Origin of the sequence: Streptomyces sp. GbtcB7 (assembly GCF_019091445.1) — a bacterium.
Lineage (GTDB): Bacteria > Actinomycetota > Actinomycetes > Streptomycetales > Streptomycetaceae > Streptomyces > Streptomyces mirabilis.
The window spans coordinates 32,084-47,602 of record NZ_JAGXJM010000033.1; the positions used below are offsets into that span (position 1 = coordinate 32,084).

Below are 15,519 nucleotides of genomic sequence, written 5' to 3' on the forward strand. Positions count from 1 at the left end.
ACGTTTCTCGTGGCCCGGGGCTGTGGGGAGAAGGAGCGGCTGAAACATGCGGCCGCAGGCGGGGACAGGGAGCGTTCCCTCAGGGCAGTCAGGAGGGGGTCCGTACTCCCCGCCCAGCATCACCAGGAGGTCGGTCCTATGGATCGATGGAGCCATGGTCGTCGACGAGATTGATCTTGCGGTGCCGGGGCAGGGCTGCACCGGTCCGGCCGTGGTCAGGATGTTTCGGGTACGGCGCGCGTCAGGGGATCGAGGTCTCCGTACAGGGCGGAGTGCAGCGCGGTGGCCAGGTCACGGGCCCGCTGCTCGCTCTCCACGTCGTACAGCACGAAGTAGATCGGGCCGGCCGAGGAGTCGGCGCGGATCTGGCGGGAGCGGATGAGACGGATGACGGCCGCGCGGATCGCGTCGTACGTGCTGTCGACGATGGTGTGGTCCGGTCCCGCGGTGAGTGTGTCGGCCTTCACCGTCCACCGCCGGCCCTGCTCCTCGACGGCGACGAACACCCGGTGCTGCTGCTTGGCCCGCCGGTAGGCGGCGTTGAAGGCGTCGACGTCGGTGGCGTCCGGGACCAGGCCGGACGGACACGGTGTGGGCAGCGGCTGCATGAGGATCATCGTGCCAGGACCAGGAAGTACGCGGGATACCCGATGCCGGAACGGTCGCCTGCTCCGACGCGGGTGTTCGGTCAGTCGGGTGGGGGCGGGGCCGTGGCGGGACCGGTGAGGGTGTCGAGTCGGGCGGCGAGGTCGGGGTGGGTGGTGGTCAGGTGGGGGCGGGTGGCGTTGAGGGGGTGGATGAGGTCAGCGGGGTCGTTGTGGGCGAGGGCCGCGTGGAGTTGGTCGAGCGGGTGGCGGGCGGCGGCGGGGAGGTCGGTGAGGGCGGTGATCTGGCCGGCGAGGCGGCGCAGGTCGGCTGCGTTGCGGCGGGCCCAGGTGGCGGTGGTGCGTTCGGCGGCGCGGGCCTGGCGGGTGGCCTGGACGCGTTGTTCGCCGGTGGTTCCGGCGGGACCGGGGCGGCCTCGTAGGTAGCGGCGTTCGGCGGCCTGGCGGCTGGCGACGCCAAGGGGGTGGGCGAGGTCGGCCCAGCTGGCTCCCGCGTGCCGGGCCGTTTCGATCAGGCCGGTCTCCCATCCGGCGAGCTGCTCGCGGACCTGCCGCAGCAGCAGCAGGGAGGCCAGGGCCTGCTCCGCGCCGGGGCTGGCGGCGGGGGTGCCGGAGGTCTCCTGCCGGGCGGCGTGCAGGGCGTCGTCTATGGCGTGCAGGGCCGCCGCGGCGGCGAGGAACGAGGCCGGGCTTCGGCCGTCGGCGCTGGACGGGGCCGGCTGGTCGGCTGCTGTCACGGGGCACCCCCTCGGGCTTGTCATCGACTGGACGACACCGTGCTTGTCATCCATTGGATGACATGCTACAACGGTTTCAGTGAAGCGCATTGGCAGCAACTGCCCGAACCTGCTGGAGGTGTTTTCACGATGTTGATGCGCACTGACCCCTTCCGTGAACTGGACCGGCTGGCTCAGCAGCTGATGGGCCCGGGCACCTGGTCGCGGCCGTCCCCGATGCCGATGGACGCCTACCGCGAGGGCGACCGGTACGTGGTGGCCTTCGACATCCCCGGCGTCAGCGCGGACGCGATCGACATCGACGTCGAGCGGAACATGCTGACCGTCAAGGCCGAGCGCCGGCCCGTGGCGAAGGCCGACGACGTGCAGATGGAACTGTCGGAGCGGCCGCTGGGTGTCTTCTCCCGCCAGATCGTGCTGGCCGACACGCTGGACAGCGAGCACATCGAGGCGGACTACGACGCCGGCGTGCTCACCCTGCGGATCCCGATCGCCGAACGTGCCAAGCCCCGCAAGATCGCTATCGGCGGCGGATCCGGCCGCAGGGAGATCTCCGGCTGACCCAAGGGCGACAAGGGCCGAACAGCGGCGGAGGACGGGTCACTGGTCTCCCCCCTCTCCCGTCCTCCGCACCCCATCGACCGAAGAAGGTGGCGGCGGTGACTCTGCGACGCGAGGCGTTCCTCGACCGGGTGAAGGAACGCGGTGAGTACAACAGCCTGCAGGAAGCAGAACACGCGGCCCGTGTGGTGCTCGCCCTGCTGGGAGCGCACCTGGTCGGCGAGGTGCGCGCCCAGCTCGCGGCGCGCCTGCCGGAAGACTTCGCCCTGATCCTCCTCAACCCGCTGCAGAGCGCCGAGCCGCTGCCACCGGAGCGGTTCGTTCGGGCGACGGCGGCCTGGATCGAGGGGGCCACCGAGCAGACCGCGGCCTGGGACGTCAGCGCCGTCCTCTCCACCGCCGCCGATGCGGCCGGTGACGAACTGCTGGGGCAGATCCTGCTCCAGCTCCCCGCGGGCTACGACCTCCTCTTCGGACGCCCCCAGCCCGCCTGATCACCCACCCACTCACCCGGTGACCACCATCCCGGCGACAGAAAGGCAATCACAGCAAGTGTTCTCCGACCCGCGCGTCCCGCTGCAGCCTGTGCCCGCGATGTCGTACGAGCAGATGCTGGAGAAGGTCCGCTACGAAGGCGCCTACCCGACCCGCGAGCGGGCCGAGGAGGCCATCCGTCTGATCGTCGCGGGACTGGGGCGCCAACTGACGGGCGACGAGCGCGTCGAGCTCGCCGCCCGTCTCCCCTTCGAAGCCGCACGCCTCCTCGCCGCTCAGATCCCCGACACCCAGCCCCTGACCGGCTGGGTCTTCGTCAAGGACCTCGCCGCCCGCGCCGAAACCTCCTTGGCCACCACCCGCTGGGACACCGGAGCCGTCTTCGCCGCCGTCGCCGCCCTGGCCGGCCCCGACCTCCTCACCCGCATCCTGCGCCAGCTCCCTTCCGGGTTCGCGCTGCTGTTCGGCCGCGCCGAACTCACCCCCGCCGCCTGAGCGCGCCGTGTCCGTCCGGCGCCGGGCGCGTTGGTCACGGTGACGCGTACACAGGGTTGCAAAGACCCCACGGGACTCGTGCCGCGGGCGCCGGGGCCGCAGATACCCGTTCCCCCTTCCTGGCCGTCGATCGAAGCCCTGGTCCGCTCGGGACCAGGGCTTCGTGCTGCCCCCGCGCGCTGGGAGACGCTGGGGGCGGGGCGCGGCGGGTGTGGACGTGACGGACTGCCGGGCCGGCGGCCCAGGAGCGCGGCGCCCGCACCGCGCGGTCAGCGACCAGGCCAGGGATGACGGCGGGCAAGGATCGCCCACTCCTCCTCATCTGGCCGGCCCGGTACGAGACGGCCGTCCGTCTCCCACCTCAGACCGAGTTCGGTGAAGGTCGGCCTTCAATACGCTGAACCTGACAGGGAACGCACCTGGTCCAACGACACCACCCACGCGATCCACGCATCACAGACCCTGCGCATCGAGCGCGTCCACGAAGCCCACCCCACGCGAGACCTCGTCCTCCCCGGGTGCCCGACGCCGACGACGGGCCAGCGGCTCTTCGTCCTGCGCGGCCTGTTGCCTGACGACGCCGACCACCGCCTGCCGCACCCGGCGCCGCAGACGCCGGGAGCCGAGGGCGGGCAGTGAGATCAGTGCGACCCTGTGCTCAGATTCTCGGTGCTGACCGGGTTGCGCTCCATCCGGCTCGGCAGGTCGGTGAGGAAGACGCCGTTGTGTCGCCGTCCTTCAGACGGGTACCGACGATTTCGGCCACGTGGGCCACGTCGACCTGCTCGTCCGCCACCCGGGGCGCCGTCACGGTGTCCGCCTGCCAGCGGATGCCCCTGGCGATGCGGCGGCCCAGATCCTCCGGCAGGCGGCGGGCGAGGTCCCGGGCCATCTCGCAGGGCAGGCCCGGGCCGGCGACCAGGACGAACCGAAGGTTCCTGCCGTTCGTGTCCGCTTCGGGCTGCCTCGTACACCCTCGTCCTGCCGCCGGGTAGGCCTTGGTGATGTCGCGCCCAGCCGCTTCCCCAGGCTGCCACGACAGGGAGGGATCCGCTCGTCCACCCGTTCGGCAGCACGCCGCGCCTGCGGGCCGGGGCACCCCTAGCATGCTGACTGTGCGACCCATTCTCCCGAAGATCGAGGGCGGCCGGGTACAGGGCCTCCTGCAGCTCATCGAGGACGGCATCCACCTCGTCGTCGCGGCGCTCCTCGTGCTGCTCGCGGGGCTCCTGACCGTTGGGGTCGTCCACGACGTCATCAGGTCGATCCAGGGGCCGTACCGCGAGGAGACGGTCGTTCTCTCCGCCCTGGACAACGGCCTTGTGCTGTTCATCGTGGCCGAGCTGCTCCACACCGTCCGCCTCACCATCAGGAACCAGACCCTCGACGCGGAGCCGTTCCTCGTCGTCGGCCTGATTGCCGGCATCCGCAAGGTGCTCATCGTGACGGCCGAGGCGGAGAAGTCCTTCCGGTGGAACGTCGAGGGGATCGAACTGCTCATCCTGGCGGGGCTGATCCTCGTGATGGCGACAGCGACATACGTGTGGCGGCGCTCGACGCGGCCGGGAGATTACTTCCCGCTCCAGGAGGCGCGGCGCTCCCCGTCGCCGGAGCCGTCACCCACCCCGGGGCGCGGGTCCTGATCCGTCACCTTCCGCCGCCGCCCGCACCCGCTGCTCCTCGCGAACGGAGCCGACGTCCCGTTCCAGGGGTGTGCGGCTCACGGCCGTCGCGAGGTCCTCCAAGGCTTGCTTCTGCAGTTCCGCCCCGCGCCGCACCACCGGGCTCCGGTCCCCGGCGGCGGAGCCCTCCCACGCGTGGAGCGCCTCCTCCACGCGCCCCCAGTCCGGATTCCTGTGCTCGCGCACATCGACTGCCGCCTGCGCGGTGTCCGCCTCCAGGGCCTCGGCGAACCGCTCTGCCTCGGGGACGAAACGGCTGTCGGCCCGCGGGACGTGGCTCTCCATGAGCATCGCCGCCCGGCCGAAACCCTTGAGCGCCTCCTGCGCCTCCTCCGCCTCGCGCGACGTCAGCCCCCTGGGGCGGACCGGTTCCTGCCTTGCCCGGTCGTATGCCTCCTGCCAGGCGGCACGTGCCTCCCTGCTCGCCAGCAGTGCCCTGCGCATGTCGGCGCGATGCTCCCGGGTCGGTTCGGCGTAGCTGCGGAGCACCGCGGCGGCGTAGCGGCCGTTGGCGGCGAGCCAGTCCGCAAGCCGGCCCGCCAGCCGGGGCGTCTCCCATGCGGGGAACACCACGTACGCCAGCATTGCCAGGGCCCCGCCGAGCAGGGTGAGCACCACCCGCTCCGGGACCGTCTGCTCCCATGCCTGGCCGCCCATGCCGAGCAGGAAGACGACGTACGCGGCAGTGAAGCACTGGGAGTAGGCGTAGCCGGTACGGATCAGCGTGTACGACAGGCACGCCGAGACCACCGCCAGCGCGCCGAACACATGGGCGTCCGGGCCCAGGGCCCGCACCATCCCGGTGGCGAGCGCGACCCCCGCCAGGGTCCCGGCGAGACGGGCCACCGCACGCGCGTACGTCCGGTGGAAGTCCGGCCGCATCACCATCACCGAGGCGATGGGCGCCCAGTAGCCGTGGCCCAGGGGGAGCCGGGCGGCGATCAGATAGCCTAGCGTGGCCACCGCCGCCAGGCGGACGGCATGCCGGAACACGGGCGAGTCCCGGCGGAGCTCACGGCGTACCGCCCGGACGACGACCGGGACCAGCCGGAACATAGTCGGGCGCACCAGGAACTGGGCGTCCGCGGGGCCGGGCGGCGTGGGCGTCCTCCCGCGCGCGCCGCCGCTCCCGGCGATCTCCAACGCCTCGCCGAGCAGTTCCACGAGCCGGCGGCCTGCCGCGCGGGCCCCTCCAGCACCTCGTGCTCCTCGTCGACGCGCAGCACGTCCGTGCTCCTGGGCGGCACCTCGGCGGGAGTGCCGCGGCGGATCGAACGGGCGGCCGCATCCAGGACATCGGCGGCCGCGTCGAGTAACTCCCGCGCGCGGTCCCGCCCGGGTCCCTCCGCCGGGGCGCCGACGTCCGGGTCGGCGAGCGCGGCGACGACCGGCCGAATGCGCTCGGCGAGTCCCCGGGGGCCGTGGAGGACGGGGGGACGGGTGCGGGCCTGTGATGGCGTCACGGCGGCCGCGTCCCGGGCCGTCATCAACGGCTCCGGGTCGAACGGGGCCGCCGGGTCGTGCCGCAGCCGGCGGGCGTAGTCCGCCACGGCGGCCAGGGCGTCGGCGAGCGCGTCACGATGCGCCCCCCAACGGCGGATCGGGAACAGCAAGATCAGCACGGCCTGCACCACGCCTCCGAGCGCGATGACCCCGGCGTGCTCCAGGGCTCGCCCGACGCTCGTGGGCAGGGTGATGGTCACCAGCATGCTGCCGACCGTCGTCGCTGCGACGATCCCAGCGGTCGATCCGACGGCCCACGCCATCCCCGCGACAAAGGCCCATACGGCCAGCAGTGGGAGGAACGTCACGAGTCGTCCCGCCGCCAGGTAGCCCACGAAGGTGCTGAGCGCCAGGCCCGCGCCCGCGCCGAGCGCGATCACCTTGCGTGGACGCCAGGTGCGCTGGAAGGTGGCCCCACCCGCGGAGTAGGCACCGAGGGCGGCGGACGCGGCATACGCAGGGGAGACCAGCCACAGCGCCGGCCCGATGACGATTGCCACCCCAGCGGCCGTGCGCAGCGCGAGCAGGGGCTCCAGCCGCGTCTCCTCGATCGTGAGCCCGGATCGCACGACCTCCCCGAAGGCCCGCAGCCACGTCACGGGTGTGAGCCTAGCCGGAACGCCCTGCCGGGTCGCGTCGGCCGCGCGCCCCCGGGCCGACCTACACCCACAAACAGGCACCCTCGCGTACAGGGCAATCGCCATGATCAGCCCGCCGGAGCACATCGCGCTGCTGTCGCTGCCCGTGCTCAGCCTGATGCGCGTCGCCCACCGGCTGAGGGGAGCGGCCCTCGGCGTGATCGGAGCGCCGATCCCGGAGTCCGGCAACGCCCTGCCACCCGGGAGGATCCAGTACACCAGCGAGGCACCGCACTACGTCCTGCCCGGCGTCCGCGGTCGGTTGCGGCTGCTAGGCAGGCTGGTCCGCGTCAACCGGCCCTGGCTGCTGTTCACCGGCCTCTCCCGAGCGCTCCCTGGCGTGTTCGCCACTGCGGCGTTCGGCCTCATGGGCAGCGACATCCGGAGGGTCACCCTTTACGTGGGGCCGCTCCGCGACGCGGTGTTCACCCTGCTGTCGATCCGCACGCCCGTCCGACTACCCGGGCAGTCGGACACCTGGGCCTGGCAGGGCAATACAGGGAGGCTAATTGGGCCCGACATGCGCATGCGTTCCCGCGTCCCGTCGGCCAGGCTGAATGGGAAGCCCAGGGGCCGGGAGCCACCCCGGCGCCCGCAGCCGGAGGTTGCCGTCATGACCGTGATGTCCATCGCCAGGTTCGAAAGGTTCTTCCGCGCGGCCGCGGGGCTGGACGTCGACAAGAACGATCTCAAACGCTACAGCGACTTCGTCGACGCCAAGCTCTACGATCTGCTGACCGTCGCCCAGGCCACTGCCAAGGCCAACGGGCGCGACATCATCCGGACCTGTGACCTACCGATCACGAAAGGCCTGCAGGAGCATCGGCGGACTCAGCCTGGCCCTTGCCCAGAGCTTCAAGATCCTCCACCCCGACCTGAAGAACCCCCAGACTCAGCACTGGGACGACGCCCGAGCCGTCTTCGACCTCCTGCTGTGAGTGGCGACCGGACCAGGCGGTGCAGGCCACGGCCAAACAGCGTCAGCGCGCTCTGCTTCCTCGGCTGCCGCAACAATCCTGCTGGCCGCCGCAGGGCCTCGTCCACGTCCAGGGTGCTGCCAAGAGCGGTCGTGACCTCCGCCAGCAGCGCCAGGCGGTCCAGAGCCCGCGCTGCAGCGCCGCATCCACGTCGAACTCGTCCTGCGGTGGAGCGCAACCCCCGACGCGCGCTGGGCAAACAGCCCTTGGGGCGGCTGACGCACCTGGTCGGCGAGCTGGCCGAGACCGCGGCGGGCACCCGCCGGCTGCTGGAGCAGACCGCTGTGCGGCTTGCGGGGATCCGCACGATCCCGACCGGCTGATGTCGTAAGCCGATCCCGAAGCCCGACCAATCCGCAAGGGCAAGCCCCAGCACCCCAGGCTGATCGGCCCACATCTCGGGTTCGGAGAGCTCAGATTGTGGCGGCTCGACCTCGCAGGGATCATCGAAGGCATGGACAGGAACGTGTCCGTCGGGTCCGGGGAGCGGCTGCTGGAGGAACTGGTCAGAGCAGCCCAGCGGGCATCACCTGCGGAACTGCCCGTGGTCCTGAACCGGTATGCCGAGGCCATGGGTCTGGGCAGGGCCGATATCTATCTGGTCGACATCCAGCAAAGACTGCTGGTGCCACTTGTCGAAGGCGAGCCGGAACTGGAGCTCGACACTTCGCTGGCCGGATGGGCCTACCGCACCGACTCTCTCCGAGTGGAAGAAGGCCCCTCCGGCGGGCTGAACCTATGGCTACCCCTCGCCGACGGGGCGGAGCGGCTGGGCGTCGTGGAGCTGAACATGAGTACCCTGGACGGGCTCAAGCTACGGCGCTGTCGAACGACGGCGCTGCTCCTCGCACTGATCATCACATCCAAGCGCACCTACAGCGACACCATCGCGCAGCGCATGCGTACCAGGCCGATGCACCTGCCCACGGAGATGGTGAGGGCTTTTCTCCCTCCCCGGTCGATCGGCACCGGGCGGGTCGTTTCGACGGCGGTTCTGGAGCCTGCGTACGAACTGGGCGGCGATGCTTTCGACCATGCGTTCACCGAGGACGTTCTGCACGCCACAATCCTTGACGGCATGGGGCACGACCTGGCGTCCGGACTTGCCACCTCTGTCGCCATGGCAGGCTGCCGTAACGCCCGGCGCAGCGGGGCAGACCTGTACAAACTCGTGGGCACCGTGGACGAGGCGCTGGCGAAGTGGCTTCCGGAGCAGTTCTGCACGGGTGTCTTCGCCCAGTTGCACATGCCCACCGGTGTGCTGCGCTGGTGCAACTGCGGCCACCCGCCTCCGTTGCTCATCCGTCGCCACCGCCTGCTCCATAAGGCCTTGGAGCGGCCACCTGAGCCTCCTTTGGGTCTGCCCGCCAGTCTCGCCGGGACCGCCCGTCAGGTGCACGACGTCAGCCTCGAACCCGGTGACCGAATACTGCTCTACTCAGACGGCGTCGTGGAGTCACGCGATGATGCAGGCGAAGAGTTCGGCCTGGAGCGCTTCACCGACTACATCATCCGGTCGACCGCAGCGGGGCAGAGCGCCCCGGAAGTGCTGCGCCTGCTCATCCATGCCATCCTCGAGCATCGGCACAACAAACTCAGCGACGACGCCACGATCTTGATGTTCGAGTGGCAGCCCCCTGATCCGTGACCGCAAGAGCCGGAGAGTGCAGCCGTGGCGCCGGTACTCCGAGGACGCAGACGCTGACGTCGGTGGATGCCGAGCGTCGCTCAGTCTGGCGCCGGACGGGCATGGTCATTCCCGTCGCCTCCTTCTCGTGATCTCGTCGCCCGCTGGGTGTCATGCGAGCCAAGCGGACTCCTTCGGACGGGTGTGCGGTGAGCTGTCGGTGCCGCCGTGCGCGGCCGTGTGGCCCAGGTAGCGGTGCACGAAGTGGATGCTCATCGCGCCTTCGCCGACCGCGGAGGCCACACGCTTCACCGAGCCGCTGCGGACGTCGCCGGCGGCGAAGACGCCAGGCAGGCTGGTCTCCAACGTCAGGCAGTCGCGGCCCTGGCTCTGCCACAGTTCGGGAACGGAGCACGCCTGCGCCTCCGCGCCGGTGAGCACGTAGCCGCGCGCGTCGAGGGCGAGCGCGCCGGACAGCCACTCGGTGTGAGGGTCGGCGCCGGTGAAGACGAACAGGGCCCGCACCGCGAGGTGGCGACGCTCGCCCGTACGGTGGTCGACCACGGTGACCGCCTCCAGCGCCTTGTCGCCGAGTGCCTCGGTCATCTCGGTGTGCAGCAGCACGCGCACCCGCGGGTGGCGCTCGATCTGATCGGTCAGGTAGCGGGACATGTGCGCCTCGAGGCTCGGCCCACGGACGAGCAGATACACCTGCGGTGCGTACCCGGCCAGGAAGAGCACGGCCTGGCCCGCGGAGTTGCCGCCGCCGACCACCGCCACCGGGTCGGTACGGCACTGCTGGGCCTCGTAGACGGTCGCCGAGTAGTGGACGCTCGCGCCCTCCAACGGTTCGATGCCTGGCACATGGAGGCGGCGGTAGCGGGCGCCGGTGGCCAGGACGACGGTACGGGCGGTGATCTCGCTGCCGTCGGCGAACCTGACAGCGTAGTGGCCGTCCCGCGGTTCGAGCCGGGCCGCCTCCGCCGGGACGCTGATCCGGGCGCCGAACTTGCCCGCCTGGAGCACCCCGCGCTCGGTGAGTTCGGCGCCGGAGATGCCGGAGGGGAAGCCGAAGCAGTTGTCGATGCGGGAGGACGTCCCGGCCTGGCCGCCGGTGGCCATCGCCTCGACCACGGTCGTGCCGAGGCCTTCCGAGGCGGCGTTCACCGCGGCGGCGAGACCGGCTGGACCGGAGCCGACGATCAGGAGATCGCCGCGGCCGTTGCCCGACGGCAGGGGCGGCAGGCCGATGAACCGGGCCAGTTCGGCGTTGCTCGGATTGCGCAGCAAGGTCGTGTCCCGCCAGATCACCAGCGGCGTCTGCTCCGGACCGACCGCGAAGCGGCGCAGCAGCGCCTCGGCCTCCTCGTCCGTCTCCAGGTCGATCCAGCGGTGCGGCAGCCGGTTGCGGGCGGCGAACTCGCGCAGCCGCCGGGTGTCGGGCGAATAGCGCGAGCCGATGATGCGGAAACCGGCGCCCTGCCCGACGAGCAGGGCGCGGCGGCCCAGGCAGGCGCGCAGCACCACATCACCAAGGATGGAGTCCCGGGTCACCAGGTCACGCAGCTGATCCATGGACAGGGTGAGGATCTCGCCGGGGTCCCTGACCACGGCGGTGTAGAAGGCCACCTGTCCGTTCAGGAGGCCGAGTTCGCCGATGAAGCGGCCAGGGCCATGCACGCGCAGCAGGCGTTCACCGGGTGTGCCGTAGCCCTCGACGATGGCGACCGAGCCACTGAGGACGACGTAGAACGTCTCGCACCGCTCCCCCTCTCGGATCAGCACGTCACCGGCGTCAACCGGGCGCCTCCGGCCATGCTGCGCCAGGCGGGCCATCTGGTCGTCCGGCAGGCGGGGATAGGCGCCGTAGATGTCGGGGGTCTCGAAGGGGACGCTCTCCTCCGCCTCGTCTGGCACGGGCGCTGCGCCCGGCCGCGTCTCGTCGCCGGGCATCACACGAACGCCTCGTGGACGAAGCACCACCGCCAGTCCTCGCCGGGCTCCAGCGACGCCACGATCGGATGGCCGTCGGCGGCGGCGTGACGGCGGGCGTGCCGGTTTGGCGAGGAATCGCAGCACCCGACGTGGCCGCAGGTCAGGCAGAGCCTGAGGTGGACCCAGGGGGAACGGGTGGCCAGGCATTCCTCGCACCCCGGGGCGCGCGGGGTGACGGGGCGTACGAGGGCGAGGTGGGGGTCGGTCCGTACGGTCATGGCCGATCACCCTTTCCCGGCCGGTTCGCGGACCGCGATCGACTGCTCCACCCACCGCCGCAGGGCAGGGGCAGGTGCGGCACCCGACTGCCGGGCGATGGTCTGTCCTTTGTCGAGGACCAGCAGCGTCGGTACCGCCTGGACCTCGAACCGCCGCGCCAGGCGCGGGTTCTTGTCGATGTCGACCTTGACCAGCTTGATCGTTCCCGCGAGACCGGCGACCTTCTCCAGCGCGGGGCTCACCATGCGGCAGGGGCCGCACCAGGTGGCCCACAGGTCGACGACGACGGGCACGGTGGCCTGCTCGACGACCTCTGTGAAGTCGTCGCCCGCGTCGGCCATCCACGGCAGAGGCTGCTTGCAGTTGCCGCACCTGGGGCGGCCCTCGGCTGCCACGGGTACCCGGTTGGTGCGCCCGCAGTGCGGGCAGGTGATGTTGGTGGCTTGCACGGTACTCATGCCGCCCTCGCTCCCTTCACATCCTCGGGCTGGTCGTAGGTGACCACCAGCTCTCCGTGCTCGGCGTCGACGCGCACCGTCGCGCCGTCCTGGACGTCGCCGCGCAACAGGGCGCGCCCGACCAGCGTCTCGACCTCGTGGGAGATGTAACGCCGCAGCGGCCGGGCCCCGTACACCGGGTCGTAGCCCTGGTGGGCGATCGACTCCCGGGCAGCGTTGGTTAGTTCGACGGTGATGCGGCGCTCGGCGAGCCGCTGCCGCAGCTCGTCGAACTGCAGCTCCACGATCCGCTCGATCTGCCGCTCACCGAGCGGTTTGAACAGCACGATGTCGTCGACGCGGTTGAGGAACTCCGGGCGGAAGTGCCCGCGCAGCTCGCCCATCACAAGGGCGCGGGCGTCCGGTTTGATCTCACCCTCGGCGGTGGCGCCGTCGAGGAGGTGCTCGGAGCCGATGTTGGACGTCATGATGATCACGGTGTTGCGGAAGTCGACGGTGCGGCCCTGAGCATCGGTGATGCGGCCGTCGTCGAGGATCTGCAGCAGGGTGTTGAAGACATCGGTGTGCGCCTTCTCGATCTCGTCGAACAGCACAACCGAGTACGGCTTGCGGCGTACGGCCTCGGTGAGCTGGCCGCCTTCCTCGTAGCCGACGTATCCGGGCGGTGCGCCCATGAGCCGGCTGACAGTGTGCCGCTCCTGGTACTCGCTCATGTCGAGGCGGACCATGTTCTCCTCTGAGTCGAACAGGGCCCGGGCGAGGGTCTTGGCCAGCTCGGTCTTCCCGACGCCGGTGGGGCCGAGGAAGATGAACGAGCCGATGGGGCGGCGAGGGTCGCGGATGCCGGAGCGGGCGCGGATGATGGCGTCGGTGACCAGCTTGACGGCCTCGTCCTGGCCGATGACGCGCTCGCGCAGGATCTCGTCGAGGCGCAGCAGTTTCTCGCGTTCGCCCTCCTGGAGGCGGGTGACGGGGATGCCGGTCCAGGCGGCGACGATCTCGGCGATCTCGTCCTCGGTGACGACCTCGCGCAGCAGCCGGTTCTGCCCTTGTTTGGCGGCCAGTTGCTCCTCCTCTGCGGCGAGTCGGCGCTCCAGGTCCTGGAGGCGGCCGTAGCGGAGTTCGGCGGCGCGGTTGAGGTCGTAGGCGCGTTCGGCCTCCTCCGCCTCGTGGCGGACCTGCTCCAGTTCCTGGCGCAGTTCCTGCACGCGGCGGATCGCCTGCCGTTCGGCCTCCCACTGGGCGCGTTTGGCGTCGGCCTCGCCGCGCAGGTCGGCCAGTTCCCTGCGAAGCTCCTCCAGGCGGGTTTTGCTGGCGGGGTCGGTCTCCTTGGACAGGGCCGCTTCCTCGATCTCCAGGCGGGTGACGCGGCGGGTGATCTCGTCGAGTTCGGCGGGCATCGAGTCGATCTCGGTACGCAGCCGGGCGCACGCCTCGTCGACCAGGTCGATGGCCTTGTCGGGCAGGAACCGGTCGGTGATGTAGCGGTGGCTTAGGGTTGCCGCGGAGACCAGCGCGGTGTCCTGGATCTTCACGCCGTGGAAGACCTCGAGGCGTTCGCGCAGTCCGCGCAGGATGGAGATGGTGTCCTCCACGCTCGGCTCGTCGACCAGGACCTGCTGGAAGCGGCGTTCGAGGGCGGCGTCCTTCTCGATGTGCTTGCGGTACTCGTCGAGGGTGGTGGCGCCGATCATGTGGAGTTCGCCGCGGGCGAGCATCGGCTTGAGCATGTTGCCCGCGTCCATGGCCCCTTCGGCGGCGCCCGCGCCGACGACGGTGTGCAGTTCGTCGACGAAGAGCAAGATGCGCCCCTGGGCGGCCTTGACCTCGCTGAGTACGGCCTTGAGGCGTTCCTCGAACTCACCGCGGTACTTGGCGCCGGCGACCAGGGAGCCCATGTCGAGTGCGAACACGATCTTGTCGCGGAGCCCTTCGGGCACGTCGCCGCGGACGATGCGCTGGGCGAGGCCCTCGACGATGGCGGTCTTGCCGACGCCGGGGTCGCCGATGAGGACGGGGTTGTTCTTGGACTTGCGGCTGAGGATCTGGGTGACGCGGCGGATCTCGGCGTCCCGGCCGATGACCGGGTCGAGCCTGCCGTCCCTGGCCTCGGCGACGAGATCGCGACCGTACTTCTCCAGAGCCTCGTAGGCCACTTCGGGGTTCGCGGAGGTGACGCGCTGGTTGCCGCGAACCTGGGTGAGCGCGCTCAGGAACGAGTCCCTGGTGATGCCGGCCTGTTTGAGCAGTCGCCCGGCGGCGGTTGAAGAGCTCTCCTCAGCCAGGGCGAGCAGGAGGTGCTCCACGGACACGTACTCGTCCTTGAGGCGTTTGGCCTCCCGTTCGGCGGCGTCGAGCAGGCGGGCGAGGCGCTGAGTGACGAAGACCTGGCCGGGTGCCGCGCCGGGGCCGGTGACCTTCGGGCGGCGGGAGAGTTCCTCGCGCACAGCGGCGCGCAGTTCCTTCGGCTCGATGCCCGCCTGTTGCAGCAACCGCGGGATCAGACCGTCCGCCTGATCGAGAAGTGCGAGCAGCAGGTGTTCCCCGTCGACCTCGGTGTGCCCCATGCGGCCGGCCGCGGTCTGGGCCTCCTGGAGGGCTTCCTGGGACTTCTGGGTGAGACGGTTCATGTCCATGGGGGTGTTTCACTCCTCGTGCCGCGGCCGCGCAGGGCGGCTTCGAGCAGGCTGATGCGGTCGAGCAGGTCGAGCACCAGGCCGATGGATGCGTAGTTGAGGCAGAGTCCGGTGCGCAGCCGCTGGATGCGGGCAAGGACCGCCGGGGCCGTGGGGTCGAACACCAGGTGCCCCGCGGCGTCGCGTTCGGCGTCGACCAGGCCCAGGGCGACGAACCGGCGGACCGTATCGGGGTGGAGGCCCGAGTGACGGGCCACAGCGTCCAGGGAGAGCCTGGGGGCGGGCACGAGCTCGTACCGGACAGCCGTCGAGGCGGTGACGTCGACGCCCGTCCGTACCGGACGGTCGCCCACGCCGGCCCGGCCGATGCCTGCCGCTCCCGCGGGTCGGTCGTTCATCGCGTCCTCCTGGGGTCGAACGAGGAGGTGGCGGCGAACTCCTCGAACAGTTCGCGCTCCCGGTCGCCGAGGGCGGGCGGCGCCACCATGCGGAGTTCGGCGTACAGGTCGCCGTTCGCGCCGCGCGGGTTCGGCATGCCCTCGCCGCGCAGCCGCAGCCGCCGGCCGCTGGATGAGCCCGCAGGCACCGTGACCTTGGCCGTGCCACCGCCGGGGGCGGGCACCGGCCCGGTCGCACCCAGGGCCGCCTCCCAGGGGGCGACCGGGACCTGGACGTGCACGTCGCGGCCCTCCAGCCGGAACCGGGGGTGGGGCTGGATACGCACCCGCAGGTACAGGTCGCCCGCGGGGGCGTTCCCACTGCCCCGGCCGCCCTCGCCCGCCAGCCGGATGCGCCGCCCGTCGGTGACGCCCGGCGGCACGTCGACCTCGCACCGCCGCGGCTGCCCGGTGGGACCGGTGAGTGGAGCAGCCGTACGGCCTCGTCGGCGAC

Annotated in this window: 13 protein-coding genes and 4 pseudogenes; 8 read left to right on the top strand and 9 right to left on the bottom strand. The window is 71.1% G+C overall.

The genetic code is table 11. From position 1 onward, the window contains the following. Nucleotides 1-215: 215 nt before the first annotated feature. Nucleotides 216-608: a hypothetical protein gene (locus KVT44_RS40610; RefSeq protein ID WP_217572844.1), complete on the bottom strand. Its 393-nt coding sequence runs from the start codon at nucleotides 606-608 to the stop codon at nucleotides 216-218. An 80-nt stretch (nucleotides 609-688) separates the two neighbouring features. After that, nucleotides 689-1,342, bottom strand: a complete 654-nt coding sequence (locus KVT44_RS40615) for a type III effector protein (protein ID WP_217572846.1) — start codon at nucleotides 1,340-1,342, stop codon at nucleotides 689-691. Nucleotides 1,343-1,471: 129 nt separating this feature from the next. On the opposite strand from KVT44_RS40615, the gene KVT44_RS40620 reads away from it, so the two are divergent. The 5 genes from KVT44_RS40620 to KVT44_RS40640 all read left to right on the top strand — a co-directional run bounded on the left by KVT44_RS40620 (nucleotide 1,472) and on the right by KVT44_RS40640 (nucleotide 4,536). After that, a complete protein-coding gene (locus KVT44_RS40620) occupies nucleotides 1,472-1,903 on the top strand; it encodes an Hsp20/alpha crystallin family protein (protein WP_217572848.1) in 432 nt (143 codons plus the stop codon). A 98-nt stretch (nucleotides 1,904-2,001) separates the two neighbouring features. Continuing rightward, nucleotides 2,002-2,397 carry a DUF2267 domain-containing protein gene (locus KVT44_RS40625; RefSeq protein WP_217572850.1) on the top strand — a complete coding sequence of 132 codons (396 nt, stop codon included), beginning with the start codon at nucleotides 2,002-2,004 and terminating at the stop codon, nucleotides 2,395-2,397. Between the two features lie 58 nt (nucleotides 2,398-2,455). Beyond that, the gene (locus KVT44_RS40630) at nucleotides 2,456-2,893 is read left to right on the top strand and encodes a DUF2267 domain-containing protein (protein ID WP_308314241.1); all 438 of its coding nucleotides are present in this window, start codon (nucleotides 2,456-2,458) and stop codon (nucleotides 2,891-2,893) included. Between the two features lie 375 nt (nucleotides 2,894-3,268). Further along, nucleotides 3,269-3,532, top strand: coding sequence for a hypothetical protein (locus KVT44_RS40635; protein WP_217572852.1), 264 nt, complete (start codon nucleotides 3,269-3,271; stop codon nucleotides 3,530-3,532). Nucleotides 3,533-3,999: 467 nt separating this feature from the next. Beyond that, complete coding sequence (locus tag KVT44_RS40640) at nucleotides 4,000-4,536, top strand: phosphate-starvation-inducible PsiE family protein (protein ID WP_217572854.1); 537 nt, start codon at nucleotides 4,000-4,002, stop codon at nucleotides 4,534-4,536. On the opposite strand, the pseudogene KVT44_RS40645 reads toward KVT44_RS40640, so the two are convergent. After that, nucleotides 4,510-6,677: pseudogene (locus KVT44_RS40645) on the bottom strand (FUSC family protein). The gene KVT44_RS40640 and the pseudogene KVT44_RS40645 overlap by 27 nt on opposite strands. 661 nt (nucleotides 6,678-7,338) lie before the next feature. On the opposite strand from KVT44_RS40645, the pseudogene KVT44_RS40650 reads away from it, so the two are divergent. The 3 genes and pseudogenes from KVT44_RS40650 (at nucleotide 7,339) to KVT44_RS40660 (ending at nucleotide 9,341) form a co-directional block, all read left to right on the top strand. Beyond that, nucleotides 7,339-7,654, top strand: a pseudogene (locus KVT44_RS40650) (DUF1931 family protein). A gap of 203 nt (nucleotides 7,655-7,857) precedes the next feature. Next, a pseudogene (locus KVT44_RS40655) lies at nucleotides 7,858-8,021 on the top strand (ISNCY family transposase); the annotation flags it as partial. Nucleotides 8,022-8,147: 126 nt separating this feature from the next. Then, nucleotides 8,148-9,341, top strand: coding sequence for a PP2C family protein-serine/threonine phosphatase (locus tag KVT44_RS40660; RefSeq protein WP_217572856.1), 1,194 nt, complete (start codon nucleotides 8,148-8,150; stop codon nucleotides 9,339-9,341). Nucleotides 9,342-9,491: 150 nt separating this feature from the next. On the opposite strand, the gene KVT44_RS40665 is transcribed toward KVT44_RS40660, so the two are convergent. From KVT44_RS40665 to KVT44_RS40690, 6 genes and pseudogenes are all read right to left on the bottom strand, one after another. Beyond that, entirely contained in the window at nucleotides 9,492-11,273 is a 1,782-nt protein-coding gene (locus tag KVT44_RS40665; RefSeq protein ID WP_217572858.1) for an FAD-dependent oxidoreductase, read from the bottom strand. Further along, entirely contained in the window at nucleotides 11,273-11,533 is a 261-nt protein-coding gene (locus KVT44_RS40670; RefSeq protein ID WP_075033266.1) for a UBP-type zinc finger domain-containing protein, read from the bottom strand. Before KVT44_RS40670 ends, KVT44_RS40665 begins: the two co-directional genes overlap by 1 nt. Nucleotides 11,534-11,539: 6 nt before the next feature. After that, complete coding sequence (gene trxA / locus KVT44_RS40675; RefSeq protein WP_217572860.1) at nucleotides 11,540-11,992, bottom strand: thioredoxin; 453 nt, start codon at nucleotides 11,990-11,992, stop codon at nucleotides 11,540-11,542. Beyond that, nucleotides 11,989-14,628: an ATP-dependent chaperone ClpB gene (gene clpB / locus KVT44_RS40680; RefSeq protein WP_217572862.1), complete on the bottom strand. Its 2,640-nt coding sequence runs from the start codon at nucleotides 14,626-14,628 to the stop codon at nucleotides 11,989-11,991. The genes trxA and clpB overlap by 4 nt, the downstream gene beginning before the upstream one ends. Then, nucleotides 14,619-15,026, bottom strand: a complete 408-nt coding sequence (locus KVT44_RS40685) for a chaperone modulator CbpM (RefSeq protein ID WP_217572864.1) — start codon at nucleotides 15,024-15,026, stop codon at nucleotides 14,619-14,621. The genes clpB and KVT44_RS40685 overlap by 10 nt, the downstream gene beginning before the upstream one ends. Beyond that, a pseudogene (locus KVT44_RS40690) lies at nucleotides 15,023-15,484 on the bottom strand (DnaJ C-terminal domain-containing protein); the annotation flags it as partial. The gene KVT44_RS40685 and the pseudogene KVT44_RS40690, both read right to left, overlap by 4 nt. Nucleotides 15,485-15,519 lie beyond the last annotated feature (35 nt).

Bases quoted from the DNA above. Each gene is read 5' to 3' on its own strand.
- KVT44_RS40610 (WP_217572844.1), bottom strand. From the start codon at position 608: ATGCAGCCGCTGCCCACACCGTGTCCGTCCGGCCTGGTCCCGGACGCC.
- KVT44_RS40620 (WP_217572848.1), top strand. From the start codon at position 1,472: ATGTTGATGCGCACTGACCCCTTCCGTGAACTGGACCGGCTGGCTCAG.
- KVT44_RS40640 (WP_217572854.1), top strand. From the start codon at position 4,000: ATGCTGACTGTGCGACCCATTCTCCCGAAGATCGAGGGCGGCCGGGTA.
- KVT44_RS40660 (WP_217572856.1), top strand. From the start codon at position 8,148: ATGGACAGGAACGTGTCCGTCGGGTCCGGGGAGCGGCTGCTGGAGGAA.
- KVT44_RS40665 (WP_217572858.1), bottom strand. From the start codon at position 11,273: ATGCCCGGCGACGAGACGCGGCCGGGCGCAGCGCCCGTGCCAGACGAG.
- KVT44_RS40670 (WP_075033266.1), bottom strand. From the start codon at position 11,533: ATGACCGTACGGACCGACCCCCACCTCGCCCTCGTACGCCCCGTCACC.
- trxA (WP_217572860.1), bottom strand. From the start codon at position 11,992: ATGAGTACCGTGCAAGCCACCAACATCACCTGCCCGCACTGCGGGCGC.
- clpB (WP_217572862.1), bottom strand. From the start codon at position 14,628: ATGGACATGAACCGTCTCACCCAGAAGTCCCAGGAAGCCCTCCAGGAG.
- KVT44_RS40685 (WP_217572864.1), bottom strand. From the start codon at position 15,026: ATGAACGACCGACCCGCGGGAGCGGCAGGCATCGGCCGGGCCGGCGTG.